The following is a 25,689-nucleotide window of genomic DNA, read 5'->3' as shown; positions in this document are numbered from 1 at the left end:
TCCTGGAACCGTCCCGGAAGGGTCCCCTTCATCATGCGTACCGCCCGCACCCTGCGCACCACCGCCATCGCCGTCGTCGCCACCGCCGGCATCAGTCTCGGCGCCGCCTCCGGGGCCATCGCCGCCACCGGGCCCCAGGCGCCGGCCTCGCACGTGAGTGCCGAGGCCGCGGTGTCCGTCAAGGGCAGCAAGGCCAAGACGGTCAAGCTGCGCGACGGCTCCGTCGCCAAGGTCTACAAGCTCGGCAAGAAGAAGGCCAAGGCCGTCATATCCGGCCCCAAGGGCGGCACCCTCGTCGCCAACGGCAAGAACGCCTACGCCAACCACAACGGCCTGCACATCAAGCTCACCCCGAGCGGCTCGCTCACCTCCTGGATGGACAAGGCCAAGCCGAAGCCGACCCCGAAGCCGACCCCGAACAAGCGTGTCCTGGTCGCCTCGCCAACCCTCGCCGACGGCTCCGGCGCCAAGGTCTACAAGCTGTCCGCCAACCACTACCAGGCCGACTTCTTCGGCGCCGGTGCCAAGCTCGGCTCCCTCGACGCGAACGGACGCGCCGCCTACGGCGAGAACAACGGTCTGCATGTCGCGCTCCAGCCCGACGGTCAGCTCAAGTCGTGGCTCGACGACGCCGGACAGGTCGCGCCGGACCCGCAGCCCCAGCCGGACGACGACGTGCGGCCCGACCCCGAGCCGACCCCGGACACCGACGACGTGAAGCCGGCCCCGCAGCCCCAGCCCGACGGCGCCGGGCAGACCAACCCCGGCAGTGCAAGCGGGCCCGCCGCCCTTCCCGCCGCCTGACCCAGGCCGGGCGACCCCGAGGAACAGATCATGCCCACCCGCGTCCGCCTGAAGGCCCTCGCGATCGTGGTCGCGGCGCTCGCCGCCGTCGCTCTGCCGACGGCGGCGGCGTTCGCCGACACGGCCGAACTCCCGCAACGGCCCCTCGACGCCCCGCACCTCACGCCGCGCGAGTCGATCCAGCCCGCGGCCCACATCGTCGGCGAGATCGCCCTGAAGGGCGCCGAGCGCACATCGGGCCAGTCGGTTCAGAACACGGACAGGCCCGTCAGTGTCGTGAAGCGGTCCAGCGCCACCACCCCCGACACCGAGTTGCCCCGCTCGTCCAGGCCGGGGCTCCAGACGCAGAGCGTGCAGTGGCCGGGGACGACGGCGATGATGCCGCCGCCCACGCCGCTCTTGCCGGGCAGCCCCACGCGGTAGGCGAAGTCGCCCGCCGCGTCGTACGTCCCGCACGTCAGCATGATCGCGTTGACCTGCTTGGCCTGGCTGCGGCTCAGCAGGCGGGTGCCGTCGGCGCGGATGCCGTAACGGGCGAGGAAGCCGGTGGCCAGGGCGAGGTCGGCGCAGGACGCCTCGACGGAGCACTGGCGGAAGTACTGGTTCAGGAGGACAGGGACCGGGTTGCCGATGTTGCCGTACGACGCCATGAAGTGGCCGAGTGCGGCGTTGCGGTCCCCGTGCGCCGACTCGGAAGCGGCGACGCTCTCGTTGATGGCGAGCCCGGCGTTGCCGCTCTCCGCCCGCAGGAAATCGAGGAGGGCGACCGACGCGTCGCCCGTCTGGGTCTGGAGGCGGTCGGTGACGACGAGCGCGCCCGCGTTGATGAAGGGATTGCGCGGGATGCCGTTCTCGTACTCCAGCTGCACGAGCGAGTTGAAGGGGTTGCCGGAGGGCTCGCGGCCCACGTGGTCCCACAGGGCGTCGCCCTCGCGCGCCAGGTCGAGCGCGAGGGTGAACACCTTGGTGATGGACTGCGCGGAGAACGGCTGCTGCCAGTCGCCCACCCCGTACACCGTGCCGTCGGGCTCCGCGACGGCCATGCCGAACCGGCGCGGGTCGCAGGCCGCGAGCGCCGGGATGTAGTCGGCGGGCCTGCCGCGCCCCGGTGTCTCCTCGATCTCGGCCGCGATGCGGTCGAGGACCGGCTGGTAGGTCTGGGGCGTCCGGGGCGAGGTCATGATCGCCATTTTGCACCCGTGCGGCCGGGCTGGCGGTGGCGCTCAGTTCTGGGCGGCGCTGCCCCTCTCGCCCGCTTCCCCTGCCAGCGGTCGCCAGTACTGGTCCTTGCCCTCGTCCCGTACGACGTACCCCAGACCCTGCATCGTCTCCGCGAGGTCCCGGACGTCCTCCGCGGCCTTGTTCTTCAGGGCGGCCTTGCGCGCCGCGAGGACCGCGTGCGCCTCGGCGGGCAGGCCGGGGACGCCGGGAATCCAGCGGTGGAACAGGGCCGCGTGCGGGTCGGCGTCCTGCCAGGGGTAGCCGTGCGAGCGGAAAGCCTTGGCCAGGGCCGCAGCCGGCGTCTTGTGGACGCCACGCGTGAACTCGCACGACGACTGGTCGAGGACCACCAACTCCTTGCCGTCCAGGAACACCGCCGAGACGCGGGCGCGTTCGATGGTCCGCTTCGTTTCGTGCAGGTCGGCCACCAACTCCCGGTCGGTCAGCGTCAGTTTGAGGGTCTCGTCGAAGTCCGTGGCGGCGATGAGGAGTCCGGCGACGAGGCCGAGGCCCGCCGCGATCGCCGTCTGCCACGGCCTGTCCAGCGAGCCGACGAACGTGATGCCGTCCCGCCAGGGCAGCACCGGCAGGTCACTCAGCCACCTGGCCAGGGGCGGCAGGGCGATGCCCAGGAGGAGTCCGAGGATCGGCATGCCGATGAGTACGGTCAGCAGGTCGGCGCGCGGGTAACCGAGGACCGTCGTCCGGTCCTTGCGGAGTGGGACGGGGCGGCCGAGGCTCTCTTCGCTGGTCATGCCCTTGACGCTAGGCGGGCAGGCACCCGCGGGGGAGCGGCCGAAAGTCGATGGGCGACAGACTTCGGTCGGTGTTTGTGGGGGTGCGGGCCGCGGATCGGGCCGTCCATAAATGCGTTGCCGTGGCCGGGCTCCCCCTCCTACCGTGCCGATCATGCTGCCCACCGTGGACACCGACGAGCAATGGGACATCGTCGTCCCCGACGAGGCTGTCATGCGGCCCGGGGTCGAGGACCTCTGCCGCAGGCTCGGCCTCGCCGGAGCGCCCCTCGACCGGTTCACGGAGGGGACACAGCCCGTCTACGCCGTCGGGGACGACCTCGTCCTGAAGCTCTTCCCCGGCGCCGTCGCCCACGACGGTCTCGTCGAGGAGCGGGTGTTGAGTCATCTTCAGGGCCGGCTGCCCGTCCCCACACCGCGGGTGCACGCGTCGGGGGCGTACGAGAACGGCTGGCGGTACGTGCTGATGTCCCGGCTGCCCGGCGAAGAGCTCGCCGAAGCCTGGCCGCGCATCCCGCGCGCCGACCGGGAGCGGCTGGTCACCGAGGCCGGTGAGGCGCTCGCCGCGCTGCACGCCCTGGACCCCGAGCCGCTCGCCGACGTGCTCGGGCCCGGCGACTGGGGAGCCTTCCTCGGCAGACAGCGCGCCGGGGCCGTCGCACGGCAGCGGGAGCGCGGGCTGCCGGAGAGCTGGCTGGAGCAGATCCCCGGCTTCCTGGACGCGGTGCCGCTGCGGGCCGACGCGCCACGGGTCCTCCTGCACACCGAGTTCATGCGGCAGCATCTGCTGGTCGGCTCCGTCGGCGGGACCGGGCAGCCAAGGCTCACCGGGCTCTTCGACTTCGAACCCGCCATGATCGGGGACAGGGTGTACGACTTCGTGGGCGTCGGTCTCTTCGTCACGCGCGCGGAGCCGGGTCTCCTCGGCCGCTTCATGCGGGCGTACGGCCACACCTTCGAGCCGCGCGAACTCCTCGCCCACACCCTGCTCCACGTCTACAGCAGCCTGCCCTGGTACCTGCGGGAGCTGCCCGCCCCGCCCGAGCCGACGCTCGACGCGCTGGCCCGGACGTGGTTCGACGGCGGAACCGGCTGAGCCCCGGTGGCCTGCCCTCAGGCCGCCGGCATCAGCGTCAGGTACGCGAGACCGAGCACCTGGCGGTAGCCCCGCAGCCAGGTGGAGCGCTGGCGGTCGGCCTTCTCGCGGGTCTCGGCGGCCAGGGGGTGGCCGGGGTTCGTGGCCAGCCATTCCTCCACGTCCGTGCGGTAACCGGACTCGAACTCCTCCCACTCCTCCGCGCTCGCCGTCTCCACCCACAGGGGGCGGAAGCCCGCGGTGATCGCCGCGTCCACGAGGTCGCCGAGGAAGAGGTGTTCGCCGGTGTGCGCCCCCGGCCACATCCCGGCGAGTTCGTCGGCGGTCGGCGTGCGCTGCCAGAAGCCCTCGCCGAGCACGACGCGGCCGCCGGGAGTGACCAGGCGGCGCAGGGCGCGCAGCGCCGCCTCGGTGTGGCCGGGCGGTTCGGCGGAGCTGAGCGCGTGGCTGGAGCCCAGGCACAGCACCAGGTCGGCGGGGCCGCGGGTGGTGTCCGTCGCGGACTCCTCGACGAAGGAGACGCGCTCGGCCAGACCGCGCTCCTTGGCGGCGGCGCGGCCTCTGGCCAGGTCATCGGCCGACAGGTCGACGCCCACGCCGGTGGCTTCCGGGGCGGACTCAAGAACGCGGAGCAGCAACTCGCCCCAGCCGCAGCCGAGATCGAGGACGGAGCGGGCGCCCGGCGCGACACGCTCGACGAGGCGAGCGGCGCGCGCCTCGGAGAGCGGGCCGTGAAAGGTCAGGCCGGTCAGGCGTGGCGGCAGGTTCTGGAGGGTGGTGTCGGTCATGGGCGAGGACGCTATCCGGTCAACTACCCTCCCCACCAGCGACTTTCGCCGCGATGCGCCGTACGACCTCATCAGGCGGCGTGCCGGTCGTGTCGATCACCTCACCCGCGCGCCGCAACCACGGCAGCGGCCGTCAGACCTCGTCCGGGCCCGACGTGCTCTCCTGCTCCCGTACCTCCTGCTCCCGTACGTTCTTCGCTCGCGAGCCCACCGAGACGAGCACGCCGAGCGCCGTTCCCGCCAGGGCCGCCGGCACCATCCAGTTGCGGTTGAAGGAGTGGCCGAGCGCGTCGTCGAGGGAGTAGGCGCCGGGGCCCGTGACGGCGAGGGTGGCGGCGACCATGCCGAGGAACGCCGGGTACTCGTAGCCGCCGGACTGGCTGAAGAAGCCGTTGGGGGCGTGCACCGCGGTCGCCCCGGCCATCGCGCCGGCCGCCGCGGAACCGGCGGCGGGGGTCGCGAGGCCCAGTGCGAGCAGCGTGCCGCCGCCCGCCTCGGCGAGCCCGGCGACGACGGCGTTCGCCTTGCCGGGCGCGAAGCCGATGGACTCCATGAAGGCGCCGGTGCCCTTGATGCCGTGGCCGCCGAACCAGCCGAAGAGCTTCTGGGCGCCGTGGGCGGCGAGGACACCGCCGGTACCGACGCGGAGCAGCAGAAGGCCCAGGTCACGTCGGTCGAAGCAGGAACGGGTCATGGCGCTGTCTCCTGGGGTGGGGGCCGGCGGGACCGATGAGTGGTCGGTGCCGGTGCGTGCCGGGTGCTCGTCACCCCACCGTCCGTCAGAGCCTCGCCGCGCACCCCGCTCAAGCAGCCGTACGGGTGACCCCGTCCGGTGGCGGGGCGGGGCGGCCGGTGTGACCGTGGGCGCATGAGCATTCAGGTAGACCGGCTCTCCGACCCGACGGTCCAGGCCTTCGTCACCGCCGTGAACTCCCACGACGAGGCCGCCTTCCAAGCGGTCCTCACGCCCGACGCGACCATGTCCGACGACGGTTCCGACAGGGACGTCGCCGACTGGGCGGGCCGCGAGATCTTCTCCTCGCACGGCCACATGGACGTGGAGAACGAGTCGGACGGCGGGCGCACGCTGATCGTCTCGTACCGCAACGACACGTGGGGGGAGATGCGGACGAAGTGGCGGTTCACCGTCGACGGCGGGAAGGTCTCCCGGTTCGAGACGGGACAGGCGTGACGGTCTGAAGCAGCACACCGCGTGAAGGATTCCGCGTCAGGCCTTGCCTTCGCGTGCTCTTCAACTCCTAGCGTTCCTCGGCATGGAGACAACACGTGGGACAGCGGAGACGACACGCAGGACCTTGGGGCGCAGCGGCATCGAGGTGAGCGCGCTCGGCCTCGGCTGCTGGGCCATCGGCGGCGAGTGGTCGGGCCCCGACGGGCAACCGTACGGCTGGGGAGCCGTCGACGACGAGGAGTCGGTGCGGGCGATCCGGCGGGCCGTCGATCTCGGCGTGAACTTCTTCGACACCGCCGACAACTACGGGACCGGGCACAGCGAGCGCGTCCTCGGGCGTGCTCTGGGCGCCCGCCGGGACGACGTCGTCATCGCCACGAAGTGGGGGAACCTCTTCGACGAGGAGACCCGGACCGCGGTCGGGGGCGCGGACGACTCGGTGGCGTACGCACGCCGTGCGCTGACCGCCTCGCTGAAGCGGCTCGGCACGGATCACGTCGACCTCTACCAACTGCACATCGGCGACGCGGACCCGGAGCGTGCGGAGCAACTGCGCGACGCCTGCGAGGAGTTCGTGCGGGAGGGACTGATCCGGGCCTACGGCTGGAGTACGGACGACCCGGCGCGGGTGGCGCTGTTCGCCGAGGGCCCGCACTGCACGGCGATCCAGCACCGCTGCAATGTGCTGCAGGACGCCCCCGAGATGCTGGCGCTGTGCTCGGAGCTCGGTCTGGCGAGCGTGCTGCGCAGTCCCCTGGCCATGGGGCTGCTCACGGGGAAGTTCGGCGGCGGGCGCGTGCCGGCGGCCGGGGACATCCGCAGCGCACCGCCCTCGTGGCTGCCGGGCTTCGGGACGGGCGGGGGCGCGGATCCCGAATGGCTGGGACGGGTCGACGCGGTGCGGTCGGTGCTGACAGGCGGCGGACGGACGCTCGCGCAGGGCGCGCTCGCCTGGCTCTGGGCCCGGAGCCCGCTGGCCGTGCCCGTCCCGGGCTTCCGGACCGTGGCGCAGGTCGAGGAGAACGCGGGCGCGCTGGCATACGGGCCGCTGACCGCGGGGGAGTCGGAGGAGGTCGAGCGGATCCTGCGCGGGGGAGGGGAGGAGTGAGTCTCGCTCCCCTCCGGATGCGGCAGGTGTGGCAGCTGTGTCAGATGCGCCGTCAGTGGCAGTTCTTGTAACCGGGGTTGCTGTTCGTCCAGGAGCAGGAGTCCTTGAGCGAACCGCTCGGCTTGATGAGGCGGGCCTTGTCGCTGGTGTTGTTCCAGACGTACGAGCCGCGGCCCCAGTAGCGGACGCCGGAGGCGTTGGTGCCCTTGCCGGTGCGGACCTTGACCGTCTTGCCCGCGCCGATCTTGTAGCTGCCGAAGGTGTACGTGTAGCCCGTGTTGTCCTTCAGCTTGTAGCCCTTGAGCTGGATCGCCGAGCCGGAGTTGTTGTGGATGTTCACCCACTCCGCGTTCAGCGAGGAGTTGGAACGGGAGTCGCTGCCCGGGCTGTCGAACTGGATGTACCCGAGGTGCAGTCCGCTCTGGTGCGCGGCAGCGGCCGCGGTCGCAGGGGACGCGGCGAGCAGAGGGGCCGCGAGTGCGGCCGCGGCGAGGACGGCCGGGGCCGCGGAACGTATGCGCAAGGTGTGCTCCGAGTGTGCTCTGAATGTGCAGTTCTCGTGGAGGGCACGCTGAGCATACGAGGGTTGATGCGCGTAATTTACGCGGTATTTCCCATTCCGCTTGTGGAGATGTGGGCCGACCGTGAACGGGGGGTCACGGTCGGCCACGACAGGGCCGGTGGGGCTAGCCCCGCCCGATGAACGGCATGTTCGTCGCCAGCACCGTGGCGAACTGGACGTTCGCCTCCAGCGGCAGTTCCGCCATGTGACGCACCGTCCGGGCCACGTCCGACACGTCCATCACCGGCTCGGGCGCCAGCTCTCCGTTGGCCTGGAGGATCCCGGCCTGCATCCGCTCGGTCATGTCCGTCGCCGCGTTGCCGATGTCGATCTGGCCGCAGGCGATCCGGTAGGGGCGGCCGTCCAGGGAGAGGGACTTCGTCAGGCCGGTCAGCGCGTGCTTCGTCGCCGTGTACGCGATGGAGCGCGGACGCGGCACGTGCGCGGAGATCGAGCCGTTGTTGATGATCCGGCCGCCCTGCGGGTCCTGCTCCTTCATCTGCCGGAAGGCCGCCTGCGCGCACAGGAACGCGCCGTTGAGGTTCGTGTCGACGACGTGCCGCCACGCGTCGTACTCCAGCTCGTCCACGGGTACGCCGCCGGGGCCGAACGTGCCGGCGTTGTTGAAGAGGAGGTCGAGCCGGCCGAAGCGGTCGCGTACGGCCGCGAACAGCGCGGCCACGTCCTCGGGCCGTGAGACGTCGGTGCGCACGCACAGGGCGTCTGTCTCGGCCGGGGCGTTCACCTCGGCGGATCCCTCGGCGTGCGGGACGGGCCGCACCGCGGCGCCCTCCGACACCCCCGCGGCGATCGCCGCCGTCTCCTCGAGTGTCTCCTTGCGGCGCCCCGCGAGCGCCACGGACCATCCGGCCCGCAGCAGTTCCACCGCCACGGACCGGCCGATCCCGGATCCCGCGCCGGTCACCACGGCGGTCCTCGTCTGTCCGGTCCGATGTCCGGTCCGGTCTCCGTTCGGGTGCCCAGTTGGCTCAGCGTTCATGGCCCCGCAGCGTACGGGAGGTGTGTCTATAGGGTCATCATCCGCCCGCCATTTGGGTGTTGTGTACGCGACAGTCGCGCGTCTTCCCCCGCCACTTGCATGCCCAGGACACCAATCGTCAGGGGAGGGCCATATGACATCCACAGGCCAGCAGGACACAGCCGAGCTTCGAGCCGCCGCGCGCCACCTGGGCCGCCGGCGTTTCCTGACCGTCACCGGCGCCGCGGCAGCGCTCGCGTTCGCCACCAATCTGCCGACAGCGGGCGCGGCGGGCGCCGCCGAGATGGACGCGCGGAAGATCGCCGACGATCCGTTCACCCTCGGCGTCGCGTCCGGCGACCCGCAGCCCGACTCGGTCCTGCTCTGGACCCGCCTCGCCCCGTCCCCGTACGAACCGGGCGGCGGGCTGCCGAACCAACGCGTCCTCGTGGAGTGGGAGCTTGCCCACGACGCCGGTTTCCAGCGGGTCGCCAGACGCGGCTTCGAGATGACCCACCCCGAGTACAACCACACGCTGCACGTCGAGGTGGCGTTCCTGGACCCGGGGCGGACCTACTACTTCCGGTTCAAGACGGGGAAGTGGATCAGCGAGACGGGCCGGACCCGCACCGCGCCCGCGGCCGGCAGCACGGTGAGCTCCCTGAAGTTCGCCGCGGTGTCCTGCCAGGCGTACCACGACGGCTACTTCACCGCGCACAAACACCTGGCGAAGGACGACGTCGACGTCGTCTTCCACCTCGGCGACTACCTCTACGAGTACGCGGTGAACTCGGCCGGCGGCCACCGCAACTACACCGACCGCGTGCTGCCCGCCGTCTTCAACCGCGAGACGAAGACCCTGGAGGACTACCGCCTGCGGTACGCCCTCTACAAGAGCGACCCGGATCTGCGGGCCTCGCACGCGGCCCACCCCTTCGTCGTCACCTGGGACGACCACGAGACCGAGAACAACTACGCGGACGACCTCGACGAGAACGGCAGCCCGTCCGCCGAGTTCCTGGTGCGCCGCGCCGCCGCCTACCGCGCGTACTGGGAGAACCTGCCGCTGCGCAGCCCCCAGCAGCCCGTCGGCCCAGACCTGCAGCTCTACCGCCGGGTGCAGTGGGGCCTGCTCGCGCAGTTCGACATCCTGGACACCCGGCAGTACCGCTCCAACCAGGCCTACGGCGACGGCGCGGACATCCCGGGGCCGGAGTCGACCGACCCGAAGCGCAGCATCACCGGGGCCACCCAGGAGCGCTGGCTCATCGACGGCTGGCGCAGCTCGAAGGCGGTGTGGAACGTCATGCCGCAGCAGGTCAACTTCTCGCAGCGGAAGATGGACCTCAACGCGGTGGCGAAGCTCAGCATGGACGCCTGGGACGGCTACCCGGCCTCCCGCGACCGCGTCCTCGCGGGCGCCGCGTCGGCCGGGATCGAGAACCTGATGGTGCTCACCGGCGACGTGCACGTCGGGTACGCCTACGACATCAAGGCCGACTTCGACGACCAGGCGTCCAAGACGGTCGGCACCGAGATCGTCGCCACGTCGATCGCGAGCGGCAGGGACGGCGCCGACAAGCCCGCGACCTGGGACACCTACACCAAGGCCAACCCGCACATGAAGTTCTACAACGGGCGGCGCGGCTATGTGACCGTGGACCTCGGCCAGACCTCCGCGCGCGCCGACTTCAAGACGGTGTCGGCGGTGACCACGCCGGGAGCCCCCGTCACGACGGCGGCCTCCTTCGTGACGGAGGCGGGAAACCCGGGCCTGAAGCCCGTCTAACCTCCACCGGGGGTGCGCTCACTCACCCGGGTAGCGCACCCCGATCCGCTCCCGCACCGTGTCCAGGGTCCGCATCACCGCGAGGGTGCCGTCCAGCGGGACGAGAGGCGACTCGGTGTCGCCCGCGCGCAGGCGGTGCATGACCTCGGCGGCCTCGTGCTTGAGGCTGTCGCGGGGGCCGTACTCGGGGGAGGCGGCGAACTCCTCCGGGTCACGGCCGTCGCGGTGCAGCACGAAGCTCTCCGGGAAGAAGAAGCCGTTCGGGATGTCGATGCGGCCCCGCGAACCGGTGACGGACGCGGTGACCGGGGTGCCCGCGTTGATGGAGCAGTGCAACAAAGCGTGAGCACCGCTCTCGTACGAGAGCAGCATTCCCGTCTGGAGATCGACGCCCTCATCCGAGAGCGTCGCTCTCGCACTCACCCCCGAGGGCTCCCCGAGCAGCAGCTGCGCGAACGACACCGGATACACCCCGAGATCGAGCAGCGAACCGCCGCCCTGCGCCGGGTCACGGAGCCGGTGCGCGGGCGGGAAGGGACCCGCGAGGCCGAAGTCGGCCTGCACGGTCCGCACCTCGCCGATCGCCCCGTCGTCGACCAGCGCCTTCATCCGCCGGATCAGGGGATGGCAGTACATCCACATGGCCTCCATCAGGAAGAGGCCGCGCCGCCGGGCGAGCGTCACCAGCTCGTCCGCCTCGCGCGCGTTCAGCGTGAACGCCTTCTCGCAGAGCACCGAGCGGCCCGACTCCAGGCAGAGCCCCGCCGCCGCCCGGTGCGAGGCGTGCGGCGTCGCCACGTACACGACGTCGATGTCCTTGTCCTCGGCGAGCGCGCCCCACTCGCCGTACGCCCGCGGTATGCCGAACCGCTCGGCGAACGCCTTCGCCGACGCCTCGGTCCGCGAGGCGACCGCGACGACCTCCGCGTCCGGCATGTCGAGGAGGTTCGCCGTGAACGATGCGGCGATCCCGCCCGTGGCGAGGATGCCCCAACGCACGGGCTCACGGTTGTCTTCCACTGCTGGACCCCTGTTCGTACAGCCGGAGTGCCGCGGAGTACCGCGCAGTAGCACGGAAATGGTCTCAACCAGCACAGCTGAGCTGAGAGCATAGGTAATCGCACGCCTAATCGGGAGGGAATCCGCATGCCGGAGCAGGGCAGCCGCACCACGAGCGGGCCGCAAGGCCCCCTCATACGGCAGTCAAGGACGGTGGAAGGGACGGTGGAGAAGGGGCCGGCACCCGACGCCGTGGCCCTCACCGCGCAGCGCCGCACCGGCCTTCTCGTCACCCTCGTGCTCGGCGGCCTCACCGCGGTGCCGCCGCTCTCCATGGACATGTACCTCCCCGCGCTCCCGGAGGTCACCCGCTCGCTGCACACGTCCGCCGCGACCGCGCAGCTCACCCTCACCGCCTGCCTCACCGGCATGGCGCTCGGGCAGCTCGTCGTCGGGCCGATGAGCGACAAGTGGGGGCGGCGCAGGCCGCTGCTCATCGGGCTCTTCGTCTACATCCTGGCCACCGCGATCTGCGCGTTCGCGCCCACCGCCGAACTCCTCATCGCCTTCCGCCTGTTGCAGGGCCTCGCGGGCGCGGCAGGCATAGTCATCGCCCGCGCCGTCGTCCGTGATCTCTACGACGGCGTGGAGATGGCCCGCTTCTTCTCCACCCTCATGCTGATCTCCGGGGTCGCCCCGGTCGTCGCGCCCCTCATCGGCGGTCAGGTCCTGCGCTTCACCGACTGGCACGGGATCTTCGCCGTGCTCACCGTGGTCGGCATCGCCCTGACGGCGCTCGTGTGGCGGTGCCTGCCCGAGACGCTCGCGCCCGAGAAGCGGCACAGCGGCGGCACCGTCGAGGCGCTGCGCACCATGAAGGCGCTGCTCGCCGACCGCGTCTTCACCGGGTACATGATCGCGGGCGGGTTCGCGTTCGCCGCGCTCTTCGCGTACATCTCCGCCTCGCCGTTCGTCATCCAGGAGATCTACGGGGCGTCCCCGCAGACCTTCAGCCTGCTCTTCGGCGTGAACTCCATCGGCCTGATCGCCGTCGGCCAGATCAACGGCAAGCTGCTCGTCGGCCGGGTCAGCCTCGACAAGGCGCTCGCCTTCGGCCTGACGGTCATCGTGCTCGCCGCCACCGCGCTGCTCCTCATGACCTCGGGCGTCTTCGGTGAGGTGGGCCTGTTCCCCGTCGCGGCCGGGCTCTTCGTCCTGATGTCGGCGATGGGCCTCGCGATGCCCAACACGAACGCCCTCGCCCTGATGCGCACCCCGCACGCCGCGGGGTCCGCGTCGGCGCTGCTCGGCACGTCCTCGTTCCTCGTCGGCGCGATCGCGTCCCCGCTGGTCGGCATCGCGGGCGAGGCCACGGCCGTGCCGATGGCGGTGGTCCAGCTCGTCTGCGGCCTTGCGGCCATCGGCTGCTTCTTGGGACTGTGCCGACCCTGGCAGAACTCGCACGCGAACTCGAACTCGCACGCGTTCTCGGCGAGACCGACTCAGGAGGGGATGGACCACTGACCGCGCCACGCCTGCTGCGCGCCGGGACGCCGGATCGCGCGGGGCTCGACACGGACGAGATGGCCCACCTCGTACGCGAGGTGCGTGCGCTGACGCGCGGCGAGCGGCCCTGGTGCTCCGGTGCCGTCGTGCTCGCCGGGCGCGGGCCGGTGATCGCCGTGCATGAGGCGGTGGGCCGTGCGGTGCGGTACGCCGCGTACGACCCGGAGAAGGACGTGGGCGTCGAACTGCCGCCCGCGGAGCAGGTGCTGACCCGCACGGGCACCCCCTTCGACCTGGCCTCGCTCACCAAGCTGTTCACGACCGTCGCGGCGATGCAGCAGCTGGAGCGGGGCACGCTCGGCATCGACGCGCTGGTCTCCGCGTACGTTCCCGAGTTCACGGCGGCCGCTGAGCACGGGGTCACGGTGCGGCAGTTGCTCACGCACACCTCGGGTCTGCGGCCCGAACTCCCGCTGTACGACTTGCCGGACGGGGCGGCGCGTCTTGCCGCGCTGCGGGCGGAGGCTCCGTCGAGTCCGCCGGGGGATCACCTCTACTCCGACCTGAACATGCTGCTCCTCCAGCACGTCCTGGAGCGCCTTACGCGGCGCTCGCTGGACGTCCTCATCCGTGAGGGCATCACCCGGCCGCTCGGCATGGCGGCCACCGGCTTCGGGCCGCGTCCCGACGCCGCGGCCACCGAGGACCAGCGCAGGCCCTGGGCGAAGGTTTCCCGGGGGATGCTGCGGGGTGAGGTGCACGACGAGAACGCCTGGGCGCTGGGGGGTGTCGCGGGCCACGCGGGGCTCTTCTCCACGGCACGCGACCTCGCGGTCTTCTGCCGTGCGCTGCTGTGCGGCGGCTCGTACGGTACGGCGCGGATCCTCGGCCCCGACTTCGTCGAGCTGATGCTGACGCCGCCGGGCCTTGGCTTCGGGCTCGACCAGGCGTGGTTCATGGGGGAGCTGGCGGGGCGGGGGGCGGCGGGGCATACGGGGTTCACCGGGACGTCGCTGGTGATCGACCCGGCCACGGACACGTATCTGATCCTTCTGGCGAACACGGTTCACCCGCGGCGGGAGTCTGCCGACAGCGGACCCCGGGCACGGGCGGCTACCCGGCTGTCCCGCGCGGCTTGGCTTTGACTCGGCGGGACATCACCTGCGGGCCCGGCGGGGGCTTGTCGCGCAGTTCCCCGCGCCCCTGGCAGGGGCCTCGTGTACTGGCTGCGTTGGCTGTGCTGGGTGCGGTGCGCAGTATCTCGCCTGCGGTCCGGTGGGGGCTTGTCGCGCAGTTCCCCGCGCCCCTTACGGGGCCTCGTCGCGCCCCGCGGCGGAGCCGTAATGTGTCACAGTCCCGCGCCCCTGACGGAGCCCGTCGTGCCCCGCGGCGGAGCCGCAATGTGTTGCAGCCCCGCGCCCCTTACGGGGCCCGGTTCTTTGCGCCTTAGGATTGCTGGGTGAACGTCCCGATTTCCCCGGCATCTCCGGCCGAGACCCTGCGTACCGCCCTCGCGGGGCTTCTTGATGGGCTTCCGCCCAAGCAGGCCGTGCAGGCCGTCGAGCGGCTGATTGCCAGTTACCGGGGGCTCACCCCGACCGACGCGCCGATTCTGCGGGACCGGGCGGATGTCGCCGCGTATGCCGCGTACCGCATGCCCGCGACCTTCGAGGCGGTGCGTTCCGCGCTCGGGGCCCTCGCGGACGCGGCGCCCTCCGGATGGGCGCCCGGCAGTCATGTGGACGTCGGCGGCGGGACCGGTGCGGCTACCTGGGCGGTGAGCGCGATCTGGGAGGGCGAGCGGCCCGTCACGGTCCTCGACTGGGCAGAGCCCGCCCTCGCCCTGGGGCGTGAACTGGCCGCCGCGAACCCGTGGTTGAAGTCCGCGCAGTGGCAGCGCTCACGTATCGGATCGGCGCTCAGCATCGAGAGCACTGATCTCGTCACCGTGTCCTATGTCTTGAAGGAGCTGACCGAAGGCGACCGGCGGTCCCTCGTCGACGCGGCCGCGGCCGCCGCGCGGCAGGCCGTCGTCATCGTCGAGCCCGGCACCCCCGACGGCTACGCACGCGTCATCGAGGCCAGGGACCGCCTCATCGAGGCCGGCTACCGCGTGGCAGCGCCCTGCCCGCACAGCTCCGCCTGCCCGATCGTGCCCGGCGACGACTGGTGCCACTTCTCCGCCCGCGTCAGCCGCTCCTCCCTGCACCGGCAGGTCAAGGGCGGATCGTTGGCGTACGAGGACGAGAAGTTCAGCTACGTGGCCGCCGTGCGGTTCGACGCCGAGCCCGCGCCCGAACGCGTCGTCCGCAAGCCGCAGATCCGCAAGGGGCAGGTCCTGCTCGACCTGTGCGCGCCGGACGAGACCCTGCACCGCGAGACGGTGACCAAGCGCCACGGACCGCTGTACCGCGCGGCCCGCGACGCGGAGTGGGGCGACCCCTGGCCGCCCCACCAGGAGAGCTAGCGGCGCAGCTCCTGTGTGCAGCACTTCACGCTGCCGCCGCCCTTGAGCAGCTCGCTCAGATCCATCGCGACGGGTTCGTAGCCACGTTCCCGCAGGGGTGCGAAGAGACCGGCCGCGGCCTGCGGGATCAGCACGTGCAGACCGTCCGAGACCGCGTTGAGCCCGAGGGCCACCGCGTCCGGCTCATCGGCGATCAGCGCGTCGGGGAAGAGGCGCCGCAGCACCGCCTGGCTGCCCGCCGAGAACGCGGGCGGGTAGTACATGACGTCGTCCGTCGCGTCGTCGAGCACCGCGAGCGCCGTGTCGAGGTGGTAGTAGCGGGGGTCGACGAGATCGAGCCCGAGGACCGGGCGGCCGAAGAACTCCTGCGCCTCCCCGTGTGACAGGGGGCTCGCCCGGAAGCCGCGCCCCGCAAGGACGTACGAGGAGGTGACGGCGAAGTCGCCCTCGCCCTCGTTGATGTGCGTCGGTTCGTGCAGGTCCGTGAAGCCGTGCTGCCGGAACCACTCCAGGTGGGCGACGGCCTCGGGGCCGCGCTCCGGGTGGGCGAACCGCGCGCCGAGCACGCGGCCCTCGATGACGGTGGCGCCGTTCGCCGCGAAGACCATGTCCGGCAGGCCGGGACGCGGGGTGAGCTCCTCGACGGTGTGGCCGAGCGAGCGGTAGCGGTCGCGCAGGTCCTCCCACTGGGCGATGGCCAGGGGGACGTCGACCGGTTTCGAGGGATCCATCCAGGGGTTGATGGAGTACGTGACCTTGAAGTGTGCGGGTGAGCACATCAGATAGCGCCGGGGTGTGGCGCGACGAGGAAAACGACTCAACGAGGGCTCCTCACGTACCGCTGTGGTCAGTTGCTGCCCGGGGTGGGGCAGTTGCTGTTCATGGTGCGGTCTGAGGAGCCCTCGCGCTGTGATCTGAACGGGTGGTTCATCGGATGGTCATGACCTGCCGTCCGCCGAGCGGTCCTCCCGCAGCTTGCGCAGCAGCTCACGCTTCTGCGCCTGCGGGCTGAGCCCGCCGCCGACCTGGCCGCCGCGGCCGTCGCCGCGCAGCGCCTTGCGGGAGAGGTTGGTGCGCGTACCGCCCACACCCAGCATGTTTCCTGCTCCGCCTCGCGTCATCTGTGTACCTCCGGATCGAGAACCGCTCACCAGCGAGACGGACCGTCTCGCTTCGATGTCCCTACTTTGAGCGAGACGGTTCGTCTTGTCAAGCGTTTGTGAGACGGGACGTCTCGGTTCGTTCGCTGCTACATTCGAGGGCATGGCCACGAAACCCGCCCCTGACTCCAAGCGCCGCAGCGAACGCTCGCGCCGCGCGATCTATGACGCCGCCCTCGACCTGGTCTCCGAGGTCGGCTACGGCAAGCTCACGATCGAGGCGATCGCCGCCCGCGCGGGCGTGGGCAAGCAGACGATCTACCGCTGGTGGCCCTCGAAGGGTGCCGTCCTGCTGGACGCCTTCCTGGACCTCGGCGAACAGGCCCACCAAGAGGCGAGCGACAACGCGGGGCGGGACCTGCCCCCGGCCGAGATCCCGGACACCGGGGACCTGGAGGCGGACCTCAAGCTCGTCATGCGGGCCACCATCGACGAGTTCAAGAACCCCAAGTACGACGCTCCTTGGCGCGCGCTCGCCGCCGAGGGCATGCTCAACTCGGAGCTCGGCGCCGAGTACGTGGAGAAGCTCCTGGAGCCCGGCCTCCGGATGTACGTGCGGCGCATCGAGATCGCCCAGGAGGCCGGCCAGGTCGCGCCCGACGTGGACCCCCGGATCGCCCTGGAGCTGTGGACGGGCCCGCTCGCCCAGCGCTGGATGCAGCGCACCGGCCCGCTCACACACGAGTACGGCGACAAGCTCGTCGAATATGCCCTCTACGGAATCGCGCCCCGCTGACAGCGCCCCGCTGACAGCGTCCCGCCGCCCGCGCGCCGCCGGTCACGCGGAGTTGACCGGCCACTTCCGTCGCAGACCGGCCGCGCTCACGGCTTTGGCCCCCTTCACCGGCGTACGCGCGAGTAGCCCAGGCGCGTCCGTGATCACGCCGTTGCACCCGAGCCGCAGTGCCCGGTCGCGCTGGCGCGGCGTGGTCACCGTGTGCGCCCACACCCGGGGGACCCCGGAGTAGACCGCGCGCAGCAGATCCGCGTCCCGCGCCCTGTGGTCCACGTCGAGGACGTCCACGAACCCGGCCCACCCCGCCGGGCGGTCCGTGCGCATCTGCGCCTTGGAACGCCACAGCTGCGCGAGCAGTCCCATCTTGTGGGCGCGCGCGGCGACGAGGGGGTCGTTGGAGTTCACGAACACCGAGCGCGTCAGGCCGCGGGCGCGGATCAGCGAGCCGAGCCGCCGCAGGCTGCGCGGATCCTTCGCCTCCAGCATCAGCACGATCCGCCCACCGAAGCGGTCGAGGACCTCGGCGACCGTCGGCGGCCGCTCGGAGCGCCAGCTGCCGGGCAGACCGGAGCCTGGGCGCAGCCTCACCCGGCGCCACTCGCTCAGGGTGAGCGAACTCACCGGCCCCGTGGACGTCGTCGTACGGTCCAGGGTCGCGTCGTGCATGGCCACCAGGGTGCCGTCGCGCAGTATCCGCGTATCCACGTCGATGACCTGCGACGTTCCGCGTTCGTACGCCGCCACCAGGCCGGACATGCTGTTCTCCGGCACTTCCAGGGCGCCGCCGCGGTGCGCGGTGTACGTGACGCGGGGGAGGGCCTCGACCGTCAACGGGCCGCCTCCCCATTCGAGCGGGGCCAGTGGCCTGGCGGGCGCGGCGAGGGCCAGTGTGGTGAGGCTCATGAGCCCCGAGAGTCCCGTGAGCACAGTCCTGGTGACCATGGCGAACACGGTAGGGGGGTAAATCGCCGGTTAGTACGCAATGACGCGCAATGTCACCCTGCGCCTTGCATCACCCCAGCTACCCCGGATGTGGGCTCTGGCCCCCCGAGGAGCAGGATGGTGCGACCATGGGAGATGCTTCTCGGCACACATGCGAGGTGAGGGGATTGATGGGCGCGGAGTTCGGCCGCCGGTCCGGCGGACAGAGCAAGATTTCCCAGTGGCTTCGCCGGCGTCCCCGACCGGAGGACACGGCAGGCGACGAGGCGAGCCGCGAGGCCCTGCTGGTCGCCGCCGCGGCAGCGGGTCTGCCGCTCTCACCGGCCGCGCATCCCTCCGCGTACCGATGTTCCTGTGACCGCATCGGCTGTCCCACCCCCGCCAGACACCCCATCTCCTTCGCCTGGCAGACGCAGTCCACCACCGACCGCGGGCAGATCGAGCGCTGGGCGAGGCATCAGCCTCAGGCCAACTTCATCACCGCGACCGGCATGGTCCACGACGTCCTGGACGTGCCGCTGGCCGCCGGGCGCGAGGCTCTGGCCAGGCTGCTTGCCGACGGCATCGAGGTGGGCCCCGTCGCCGAGTCCGAGGGCACCATGGACGAGGGGCGGATGCTCTTCTTCACGCTCACCCGCGGTACCCCCGAGGACGAGGACGAGTGGTGGCCCTGCGAGCTGGACTGCCACCCCGAGACGACGAACGAACACCCCGGCCTGCGCTGGCACTGCCGCGGTTCGTACGTCCTCGTGCCGCCCGCGCGGCTGCCCGGTGACCTGACGGTCCACTGGATCCGGGGCCCCGAGCACGCGCTGCCGGAACCGCTGACGCTCCTGGAGACGCTCACCGACGAGTGCGCACGCGTCGCGGGCGAGCCCCAGCACGACGTCGCCGCCTGGCCGATGAGGGGCTGACGCCCGCGCGTCGGCCCCCCCGGCTACTCGCCCTTCGCGCCCGTCAGTCCCTGGATGCGGCTCAGGAACGTCACCTTGCCCGACCCCGCCGGGTCGAGGACGACCTGGTTGGAGACGCGCTCCAGCGTCACCGACTGCCTGACCTCGCCCTTCATGAGGGGCTTCACCTCGGGCTCGACGGTGAGGTTCACGCCCTTCGCGGCGGTCTGCTTCTCGTAGTGGTGCGTCGAGAAGAAGACCATCGCCCCGCCGTCCTCGGTACGCAGGCCCACCGGCGCGAACGTTCCGTCGTTCTTGGGCTCGTCGATGTACTGCACGGCGATGCCGCGGCGCTTGGTGTTCTTGTCGCGGAACGCCTTCCACGTCGAGGTGTGGTCACCCGGCGCGAACGTGTCACCGCCCGACTTCAGATACGTCGTGTACTGCTCGCCGAGATTCTTCGGCGCCACCGCGAGGGCCTTGGAGTTCACCCCGACCGGCTCGGCCCAGCCGTCCTTGTCCTTCTTCAGCTCGGGCATCTTGGCGGGCGACACCAGATTCAGGTAGGACGCCTCCCACAGCTGGTCCTTGCTGCCCTTGGTGAACACGAGCAGCCAGCGCAGGTCACCCCTGCGGTTGGACTTCGTGTCGGCCACGAACCACCGGGGCCAGCCGGCCTTCTTGGGGATCGAGAAATTCGCGTCCGACAACTCCAGGGGCACCTGGTTGGGGTTGCCGCCCGGATTCCGAGCGCCCTTCGACTTCAGGCCCGCCTGGTTGATGGCGCTCAGCGGACCCGTGACCCGGGCCGCGTCCAGGGCCGGGTCGTACGCCTTCTCGGCCTTGTTGTACGCGGTGAGGAAGTCCTTCAGCGCACGGTCGGCCTCAGCCTTCGTCGCCGACGGGACGACTTCCCGCTCCCCGTGCACCGTCACGCAGCCGCTCGCCGTCACCGTCAGTACGGTCACCGTCGACGCCGCCATCGCGAACCGGACCGGCCGTCGCGACCGACTGCCCCGCATCGGAGTGCGCTGCCTTGGAAGCCTGCTCATGCGTTGCGTTCACCTTCCCCTTCCCGGGCCCGAACCCTACCGGGGCGAAGAAGAGCGCGAGCGTCGGGATCAGGTACAGCAGCCACACCGTGACCTGGACAACCGTCGGGTCGGGCTGGAAGTTGAAGATGCCCTTCAGGAGTGTGCCGTACCAACTGTCCGGCGGGATCGTCGCGCTGATGTCGAACGCCTTGTTCCGCAGCCCGCCGAGGAACTCCGCCTCCTGCAGGTCATGGACGCCGTACGCGAGCACGCCCGCCGCCACGACCACCAGCATCGCGCCGGTCCAGGTGAAGAACTTCGCCAGGTTGATGCGGACCGTGCCCTTGTAGAACAGCCAGCCGAGCGCGATCGCCGTGAGCAGGCCGAGGAGCACGCCGATCAGCGGCCCCGGCGTCCCGTCGTTCGACGCGCGCACCGAAGCCCACACGAACAGCGCGGTCTCCAGGCCCTCCCGGCCCACGGCGAGGAACGCGGTGGCGACCAGGGCGCCCGTGCCCATCTGCAGCGCCGCGTCCAGCCTGCCGTGCAGCTCCGCCTTGAGATGGCGTGCCGTACGCCGCATCCAGAAGACCATCCACGTCACAAGCGCGACGGCGACGATGGACAGCGAACCGCCCAGCGCCTCCTGCGCCTTGAACGTCAGCTCCTGCGAACCGAAGGTGAGCGCGCAGCCGAAGCCCAGCGCGAGACCGCACGCGACGCCGATGCCGATCCAGATGGGCTTGAGGGCGTCGCGCCGCTCCGTCTTCACCAGATAGGCGATGAGGATGCAGACGACCAGGCTGGCCTCAAGACCTTCGCGCAGGCCGATCAGGTAATTGCCGAACATGTCTGTCAGATCCCCTCAGGCCTCAGCCGAACAGTGCCCGGCCCCACCAGTCGTCCTTGTTCCGGACGCCCGGCGGGATCGCGAAGACCGCTGAACCCACGTGCTGGATGTATTCGTTGAGAACGTCGGCGCGCGCCAGACTGCGCTGCACCGGGATGAAACCCGTGCGCACGTCCCGCTGGTACGCGAGGAAGAAGAGCCCCGCGTCCAGGCGGCCCAGGCCGTCGGTGCCGTCCGTGAAGGAGTAGCCGCGGCGCAGGATCGTCGCACCGCCGTTGGTGTCCGGGTGCGCGAGCCGGACGTGCGAGTCCGGCTTCATCGCCTTCAGGAACGGCTCGTCGTGCTCCTTGGCCTTGCCGACCGGGGCGCCCTCGCCCTTGTCGCGCCCGAAGATGTCCTCCTGCTCGCCGAGCGGAGTCCGGTCCCAGGTCTCGACGTTCATGCGGATACGGCGCGCGACGAGATACGAACCTCCGGCCATCCAGCCGGGCCCGTCCTTCTCGCCGACCCACACGTGCTTCGCGAGCGCGGAGCCGTCCTCGCCCGAGATGTTGCGGGTGCCGTCCTTGAACCCGAAGAGGTTGCGAGGCGTCTGCGCGCCCGGCGTGGTCGACGAGGTCTTGCCGAAGCCGAGCTGCGACCAGCGCACCGCGACCTTGCCGAAGCCGATGCGGGCGAGATTGCGGATGGCGTGCACGGCGACCTGCGGGTCGTCCGCGCAGGCCTGCACGCACAGGTCGCCGCCGCCGCGGGACTTGTCGAGGTTGTCACCCGGGAACTTAGGGAGATCGACGAGGGCTTCGGGACGCCGGTCCTCGAGCCCGAACTTCTCGAAGAGGCTGGGCCCGAAGCCGATGGTGAGGGTGAGCCGGGAGGGCTTGAGGCCGAGCGCCTCGCCGGTGTCGTCCGGCGGCGCCTCGGTGAGACCGCCGAAGGCTCCCTCACCGACCTCGTGCCCCGCGGTCATCCGCGCGGCGGCCTTCGTCCAGTCCTTGAGGAGCTGCACGAACTGCTCGCGGTCGTCCGTCCTCACGTCGAAGGCGGCGAAGTGCAGCCGGTCCTGGACGGGGGTCGCGATGCCCGCCTGATGCCTGCCGAGGAAGGCGACCGCGCCGCCCGCGGACGCGGCGGGCACGGTCTCGTCCCCGGACCGGGACACCGCCACCGCGCCCCCGGTGACGGCGGCGCCGAGCGCGAGCCCGGCGCCACCCCAGCCGAGAAGTGAACGCCGGGAAGGGGAACCGGAGTTGGCGTCTACCTCACCGACATTCGCGTCGGCGTGCGCGTCGTCGGGCGCGGTGTCGTGCGTGATCTCAGCCATGATTCCGGCCCCCTTGCCGCTACTTGCTGCTCACGACCGCGGCGGCCAGCTTCGACAGCGGCTCCGCGAGCGCGTTGACGCCGTCCGACAGCTCCTTGGTGTCCGCCTTGTCGAGCTTGTCGTACGACGTGAACGTGTACGAGTCCTTGCCGCCACCCTGGCGGTACTCGCCGAGCAGCTTGTCCAGCGCCGCGAACTGCTTGTCGAGCTCCTTGGCGAGCGCCGGATCGTTCTCCGAGGCGACGGCCTTCAACAGCCCGTACGCCTTCTCCGCGCCCTCGACGTTCGCCTTGAAGTCGACGAGGTCGGTGTGCGAGTAGCGCTCCTCCTCGCCGGTGACCTTGCCGGTGGCGACCTCGTCGAGGAGCTCCTTGGCGCCGTTGGCCATGGAGGTCGGGGTGATCTCCGCCTTGCCGACGCGGTTCTGCCAGTCCTTGAGGTCCTTGTCCAGCTGGGTGGCGAGCTCCTTCTCGCGCTCACCGATCTTCTTGTCCTTCCACAGGGCCCGCTCCAGACGGTGCCAGCCCGTCCAGTCCTTCTCCAGGTCCTGGTCCTCCTCCAGGCCGTCCTCGCGGAGGTCGACCTTCGGGTCGATGTCACCGAAGGACTCGGCGACGGGCTCGGTGCGCTCCCAGCCGATGCGGGAGTTGGAGTACGCCTTCTTGGCGGCCTCGATGTCGCCGTCGCGGACGGCGTCGGTGAAGAGCTTCGTCCTGGGCAGCGTCGCGTCGGCCTGCTCCTGCGCGTAGGCGCGGTAGTCGGCGACGGCCTTGTCCAGGCGCGGGTCGCGCTTGGCGGTCTTGCCGCCGCTGACGGTGACCTTCTGGCGGATGCCGTCGCCCTTCATGCCGGGCTTGCAGGCGATCTGGTACGAGCCGGACTTCACCTCGGCGGTGAGCTTCTGCTTCGTGCCGGGGCCGATGTTCTCGCGCTCGCTGACGATGCGGTCGTCGGGGAAGAGGAGATACACCTCGGTGACCTTGGAGCCCTTGTTCTCGATGGCGAGCTCGACGTGCCCGGAGCTGAGCTTGGTCTTGGAGACCTCGCACTTGTCGTCGGTGGCGGTCACCTCGATGGTGTTGCCGCCGCCCTTCGCGTCGCTCTTCTCGGTGCAGCCCGTGACGGCGGTGAGGGTCGCTGCTGCGGCTATGGCGGTGGCGACGGAGAGGCGGGCGGGGTGCATGGTGGCTCCAAGGCGGTTCACGGACGGGACGCGGACGACTCCGACATGCCGGTGAGGCGGACCTAACTTAACTGAGCCTTACCTGGTCGATACCCGGCCGTTCCGTGATTCACCTCTCACCGTTCGGCCCTGCTCACGGGGGCATCACGGTGGAGTGATGGGGGGTTCATGGGGTGGCAAAGTACGGGTCAAGGGGGTGGGTTTTTCCCCCAACCCCGCCCCTTCCCGAAAACCCGCTCTGGCGCGGGGGCCCTCCTCGATCGCCGGAGGGGCTGAATTTCAGCCCCTCCGGCGATTGAGGGGCGGGGTCTGGGGCGGAGCCCCGGTTTCGGGAAGGGGCGGGATTGGGGAAGGCCCGCAGGGATCGCCGTCAGCCTCGCACCGGGGCCACCAGCGGAGCCCCCGTCCGCGGATGCGGAAACACCTCGACCGGTTGCCGATAGACCTCGGTGAGCAGGTCGCCGGTGAAGACCCCCGCCGGAGGCCCCTCCGCGGCGATGCCCCCGCCCCTCAACACCGCCACCCGATCCGCATACGCCGCCGCAAGCCCAAGATCGTGCAGAACCACCACCACCGCGTCCCCGGCCGCAGCCCGCTCCCGGCAGAGACGGAGCACCATCTCCTGGTGGCGCAGATCGAGCGCGGCGGTCGGCTCGTCCAGGAGGAGGAGGGGGGTCCGCTGGGCGAGGACCCGGGCCAGCGCGACCCGCGCCCGCTCTCCACCGCTCAGCGCGGAGAAGGGACGTGAGGCGAACGCACCGACCTCCGTCGCGCCCATCGCCTCCCGCACGGCAAGGTCGTCCTCGTCCTCACGCGCCGTACCCGCCCAGGGCGCACGCCCCATCCGTACGACGTCCTCGACCACGAAGGGGAAGGAGAGCGCGGCGGCCTGCGGCAACACCGCACGCCGCAGGGCGAGTTCACGCGCGGGCCAGTCCGCGGTGGGCCGCCCGAAGACGCGTACGACCCCCTCGTCGGCCGGAAGATCGGCGGCCAGCGCGGCAAGCAGCGTCGACTTGCCCGCCCCGTTCGGCCCGACCAGGGCGAGCACCTCGCCCGCGCGGGCGGAGAGGGACACCCCGGCGAGCACCTCGCGCCCCCCGAGCCGCACCACGAGCCCCGACGCCTCGGCGAGCGGGTCGCCGGGAGCGACGGCCTCCGGGAGCGCGAGCCCACGGCCGGACGAGAACAGCCGCTCGGCGATCCGCGTGATCATGCCCAACCCCCTTGCCTGCGACGGGTCCTGCGCAGCAGCCAGAAGAAGAACGGACTCCCGACGAACGCGGTCAGCACCCCCAGCGGCAGCTCCGCCGGAGCCGCCACCGTCCGCGCCGCGAGATCCGCGCCGACCAGGACGACCGCCCCGCCCAGCGCACTGCCCGGCAGGAGGAAGCGGTGGCCGGGCCCCGCCGCCATCCGCAGCAGGTGCGGGACGAGAAGACCGACGAACGTGATGATGCCGGCGACGGCCACGGCGGCGGCGGTCAGCAGCGCCACCACGAGGACAAGCACCAGCCGCAGCCGCTCGACGTCGACCCCGAGGTGCCGCGCGGGCCGCTCGCCGAGGGCCAACAGATCCAGTTTCCGTCCGTACAACGGCGCCACGGCCAGGCCCGCCACCGCGCACGGCAGCACGGCAAGCACCTTCGGCCAGGTCGCCTGGGCGAGCGAGCCGAGCTGCCAGAACGTGATCTGGGTGATCTGCGCGTTGTCCGCGAAGAAGATGCAGAGCCCGATCAGGGCACCCGCGAACGCGTTCGCGGCGATCCCGGTGAGGATCAGCGTGACGACCTCCGTGCGCCCGCCGTCGCGCGAAAGGACGTACACGAGAAGGACGGTGGCGAGGCCGGTGACGAACGCGCAGACCGTCACCGTCCAGTTGCCGAAGAAGCTGAGGCCCAGCGCGATCGACGCCACCGCGCCGACGGCCGCGCCCGCCGAGATCCCGATGACGCCGGGCTCGGCCAGCGGATTGCCGAACACGCCCTGCATGAGCGCGCCCGCGCACCCGAGCGACGCCCCGACGAGCAGCGCGAGCACCACGCGCGGCAACCGCACGTTCCACAGGACGCTCTCGCCGACCCGGTCGAGCGCGCTCCCGCCGAGACCGATCCGGTGCTGGACGGAGCCGACGACGTCCCCGAGGGGGATGTCGTACGCGCCGATGCCCGCGGAGAGGAGACAGAGCAGGACGAGGGCGGCCGTGAGCCCGAAGGTCAGGGTGGCCGCCGTGCCCCGCCGGCGGCTCCGGGGATCCGACGGCTCCTCCGTCCCGGGCTGCCCGGCTTCGGCCGTCTTGGTCAG

The 25,689-nt window shown here is 71.2% G+C and carries 26 protein-coding genes; 10 read left to right on the top strand and 16 right to left on the bottom strand.

Annotated elements, in window-relative coordinates:
- Positions 1-33: 33 nt before the first annotated feature.
- Positions 34-804: a hypothetical protein gene (locus ACZ5U5_RS07640; RefSeq protein ID WP_469017727.1), complete on the top strand. Its 771-nt coding sequence runs from the start codon at positions 34-36 to the stop codon at positions 802-804.
- Positions 805-1,052: 248 nt separating this feature from the next.
- On the opposite strand, the gene ACZ5U5_RS07635 is transcribed toward ACZ5U5_RS07640, so the two are convergent.
- Both ACZ5U5_RS07635 and ACZ5U5_RS07630 read right to left on the bottom strand, forming a co-directional pair.
- Complete coding sequence (locus ACZ5U5_RS07635; protein ID WP_469017724.1) at positions 1,053-1,994, bottom strand: glutaminase; 942 nt, start codon at positions 1,992-1,994, stop codon at positions 1,053-1,055.
- Between the two features lie 33 nt (positions 1,995-2,027).
- Positions 2,028-2,780, bottom strand: coding sequence for a DUF883 C-terminal domain-containing protein (locus ACZ5U5_RS07630; protein WP_469017722.1), 753 nt, complete (start codon positions 2,778-2,780; stop codon positions 2,028-2,030).
- A 154-nt stretch (positions 2,781-2,934) separates the two neighbouring features.
- On the opposite strand from ACZ5U5_RS07630, the gene ACZ5U5_RS07625 reads away from it, so the two are divergent.
- A complete protein-coding gene (locus ACZ5U5_RS07625; RefSeq protein WP_469017720.1) occupies positions 2,935-3,876 on the top strand; it encodes an aminoglycoside phosphotransferase family protein in 942 nt (313 codons plus the stop codon).
- A gap of 17 nt (positions 3,877-3,893) precedes the next feature.
- Here the strand turns inward: ACZ5U5_RS07625 and ACZ5U5_RS07620 are convergent, their stop codons facing one another.
- The gene (locus ACZ5U5_RS07620) at positions 3,894-4,664 is read right to left on the bottom strand and encodes an SAM-dependent methyltransferase (RefSeq protein ID WP_469017718.1); all 771 of its coding nucleotides are present in this window, start codon (positions 4,662-4,664) and stop codon (positions 3,894-3,896) included.
- Between the two features lie 133 nt (positions 4,665-4,797).
- Positions 4,798-5,358: a DoxX family protein gene (locus ACZ5U5_RS07615; protein ID WP_469017715.1), complete on the bottom strand. Its 561-nt coding sequence runs from the start codon at positions 5,356-5,358 to the stop codon at positions 4,798-4,800.
- A 174-nt stretch (positions 5,359-5,532) separates the two neighbouring features.
- Between ACZ5U5_RS07615 and ACZ5U5_RS07610 the strand changes: the two genes are divergently transcribed.
- Positions 5,533-5,856, top strand: coding sequence for a nuclear transport factor 2-like protein (locus ACZ5U5_RS07610; RefSeq protein ID WP_469017713.1), 324 nt, complete (start codon positions 5,533-5,535; stop codon positions 5,854-5,856).
- 82 nt (positions 5,857-5,938) lie between these two features.
- On the top strand, positions 5,939-6,964 hold the full coding sequence (locus ACZ5U5_RS07605; RefSeq protein WP_469017711.1) for an aldo/keto reductase: 1,026 nt from the start codon (positions 5,939-5,941) through the stop codon (positions 6,962-6,964).
- Between the two features lie 52 nt (positions 6,965-7,016).
- Here the strand turns inward: ACZ5U5_RS07605 and ACZ5U5_RS07600 are convergent, their stop codons facing one another.
- On the bottom strand, positions 7,017-7,487 hold the full coding sequence (locus ACZ5U5_RS07600) for a lamin tail domain-containing protein (protein WP_469017708.1): 471 nt from the start codon (positions 7,485-7,487) through the stop codon (positions 7,017-7,019).
- Positions 7,488-7,650: 163 nt separating this feature from the next.
- Positions 7,651-8,526 (bottom strand): SDR family oxidoreductase, encoded by an 876-nt coding sequence (locus ACZ5U5_RS07595; protein ID WP_469017706.1) that lies wholly within the window; start codon positions 8,524-8,526, stop codon positions 7,651-7,653.
- Positions 8,527-8,659: 133 nt separating this feature from the next.
- Between ACZ5U5_RS07595 and ACZ5U5_RS07590 the strand changes: the two genes are divergently transcribed.
- The gene (locus tag ACZ5U5_RS07590; RefSeq protein ID WP_469017704.1) at positions 8,660-10,294 is read left to right on the top strand and encodes an alkaline phosphatase D family protein; all 1,635 of its coding nucleotides are present in this window, start codon (positions 8,660-8,662) and stop codon (positions 10,292-10,294) included.
- Between the two features lie 18 nt (positions 10,295-10,312).
- Here ACZ5U5_RS07590 and ACZ5U5_RS07585 read toward each other — a convergent pair whose 3' ends face one another.
- Positions 10,313-11,314 carry a Gfo/Idh/MocA family protein gene (locus ACZ5U5_RS07585; protein ID WP_469017701.1) on the bottom strand — a complete coding sequence of 334 codons (1,002 nt, stop codon included), beginning with the start codon at positions 11,312-11,314 and terminating at the stop codon, positions 10,313-10,315.
- A gap of 126 nt (positions 11,315-11,440) precedes the next feature.
- Between ACZ5U5_RS07585 and ACZ5U5_RS07580 the strand changes: the two genes are divergently transcribed.
- The 3 genes from ACZ5U5_RS07580 (at position 11,441) to ACZ5U5_RS07570 (ending at position 15,266) form a co-directional block, all read left to right on the top strand.
- On the top strand, positions 11,441-12,817 hold the full coding sequence (locus ACZ5U5_RS07580) for a Bcr/CflA family multidrug efflux MFS transporter (RefSeq protein ID WP_469017699.1): 1,377 nt from the start codon (positions 11,441-11,443) through the stop codon (positions 12,815-12,817).
- A gap of 59 nt (positions 12,818-12,876) precedes the next feature.
- On the top strand, positions 12,877-13,944 hold the full coding sequence (locus tag ACZ5U5_RS07575) for a serine hydrolase domain-containing protein (protein ID WP_469019331.1): 1,068 nt from the start codon (positions 12,877-12,879) through the stop codon (positions 13,942-13,944).
- 314 nt (positions 13,945-14,258) lie between these two features.
- Positions 14,259-15,266 (top strand): small ribosomal subunit Rsm22 family protein, encoded by a 1,008-nt coding sequence (locus ACZ5U5_RS07570; RefSeq protein ID WP_469017696.1) that lies wholly within the window; start codon positions 14,259-14,261, stop codon positions 15,264-15,266.
- On the opposite strand, the gene ddaH is transcribed toward ACZ5U5_RS07570, so the two are convergent.
- Entirely contained in the window at positions 15,263-16,087 is an 825-nt protein-coding gene (gene ddaH, locus ACZ5U5_RS07565; protein WP_469017694.1) for a dimethylargininase, read from the bottom strand. The genes ACZ5U5_RS07570 and ddaH overlap by 4 nt on opposite strands.
- Positions 16,088-16,204: 117 nt before the next feature.
- Positions 16,205-16,387 carry a DUF6243 family protein gene (locus tag ACZ5U5_RS07560; RefSeq protein WP_469017692.1) on the bottom strand — a complete coding sequence of 61 codons (183 nt, stop codon included), beginning with the start codon at positions 16,385-16,387 and terminating at the stop codon, positions 16,205-16,207.
- A gap of 142 nt (positions 16,388-16,529) precedes the next feature.
- On the opposite strand from ACZ5U5_RS07560, the gene ACZ5U5_RS07555 reads away from it, so the two are divergent.
- Positions 16,530-17,162, top strand: coding sequence for a TetR/AcrR family transcriptional regulator (locus ACZ5U5_RS07555; RefSeq protein WP_469017690.1), 633 nt, complete (start codon positions 16,530-16,532; stop codon positions 17,160-17,162).
- Between the two features lie 42 nt (positions 17,163-17,204).
- Here the strand turns inward: ACZ5U5_RS07555 and ACZ5U5_RS07550 are convergent, their stop codons facing one another.
- Positions 17,205-18,104: a glycerophosphodiester phosphodiesterase gene (locus tag ACZ5U5_RS07550; RefSeq protein ID WP_469017688.1), complete on the bottom strand. Its 900-nt coding sequence runs from the start codon at positions 18,102-18,104 to the stop codon at positions 17,205-17,207.
- A 170-nt stretch (positions 18,105-18,274) separates the two neighbouring features.
- On the opposite strand from ACZ5U5_RS07550, the gene ACZ5U5_RS07545 reads away from it, so the two are divergent.
- Positions 18,275-19,018, top strand: coding sequence for a bifunctional DNA primase/polymerase (locus tag ACZ5U5_RS07545; protein WP_469017686.1), 744 nt, complete (start codon positions 18,275-18,277; stop codon positions 19,016-19,018).
- A 23-nt stretch (positions 19,019-19,041) separates the two neighbouring features.
- Here ACZ5U5_RS07545 and ACZ5U5_RS07540 read toward each other — a convergent pair whose 3' ends face one another.
- The 6 genes from ACZ5U5_RS07540 to ACZ5U5_RS07515 form a co-directional block, all read right to left on the bottom strand.
- On the bottom strand, positions 19,042-19,980 hold the full coding sequence (locus ACZ5U5_RS07540; RefSeq protein WP_469019328.1) for an SCO2278 family lipoprotein: 939 nt from the start codon (positions 19,978-19,980) through the stop codon (positions 19,042-19,044).
- Positions 19,883-20,881, bottom strand: coding sequence for an iron uptake transporter permease EfeU (gene efeU, locus ACZ5U5_RS07535; RefSeq protein WP_469017683.1), 999 nt, complete (start codon positions 20,879-20,881; stop codon positions 19,883-19,885). The genes ACZ5U5_RS07540 and efeU overlap by 98 nt, the downstream gene beginning before the upstream one ends.
- Before the next feature lie 22 nt (positions 20,882-20,903).
- Positions 20,904-22,193 carry an iron uptake transporter deferrochelatase/peroxidase subunit gene (gene efeB / locus ACZ5U5_RS07530; RefSeq protein WP_469019326.1) on the bottom strand — a complete coding sequence of 430 codons (1,290 nt, stop codon included), beginning with the start codon at positions 22,191-22,193 and terminating at the stop codon, positions 20,904-20,906.
- A gap of 28 nt (positions 22,194-22,221) precedes the next feature.
- Positions 22,222-23,385, bottom strand: a complete 1,164-nt coding sequence (gene efeO / locus ACZ5U5_RS07525; RefSeq protein WP_469017681.1) for an iron uptake system protein EfeO — start codon at positions 23,383-23,385, stop codon at positions 22,222-22,224.
- A 370-nt stretch (positions 23,386-23,755) separates the two neighbouring features.
- The gene (locus tag ACZ5U5_RS07520) at positions 23,756-24,601 is read right to left on the bottom strand and encodes a heme ABC transporter ATP-binding protein (protein WP_469017679.1); all 846 of its coding nucleotides are present in this window, start codon (positions 24,599-24,601) and stop codon (positions 23,756-23,758) included.
- Positions 24,598-25,689, bottom strand: a complete 1,092-nt coding sequence (locus ACZ5U5_RS07515) for a FecCD family ABC transporter permease (protein WP_469019323.1) — start codon at positions 25,687-25,689, stop codon at positions 24,598-24,600. Before ACZ5U5_RS07515 ends, ACZ5U5_RS07520 begins: the two co-directional genes overlap by 4 nt.

Source organism: Streptomyces sp. NPDC033177, from assembly GCF_055577715.1.
The sequence above is the reverse complement of the archived record's forward strand: the minus strand, read 5'-3'. Positions and strand labels throughout refer to the sequence as shown.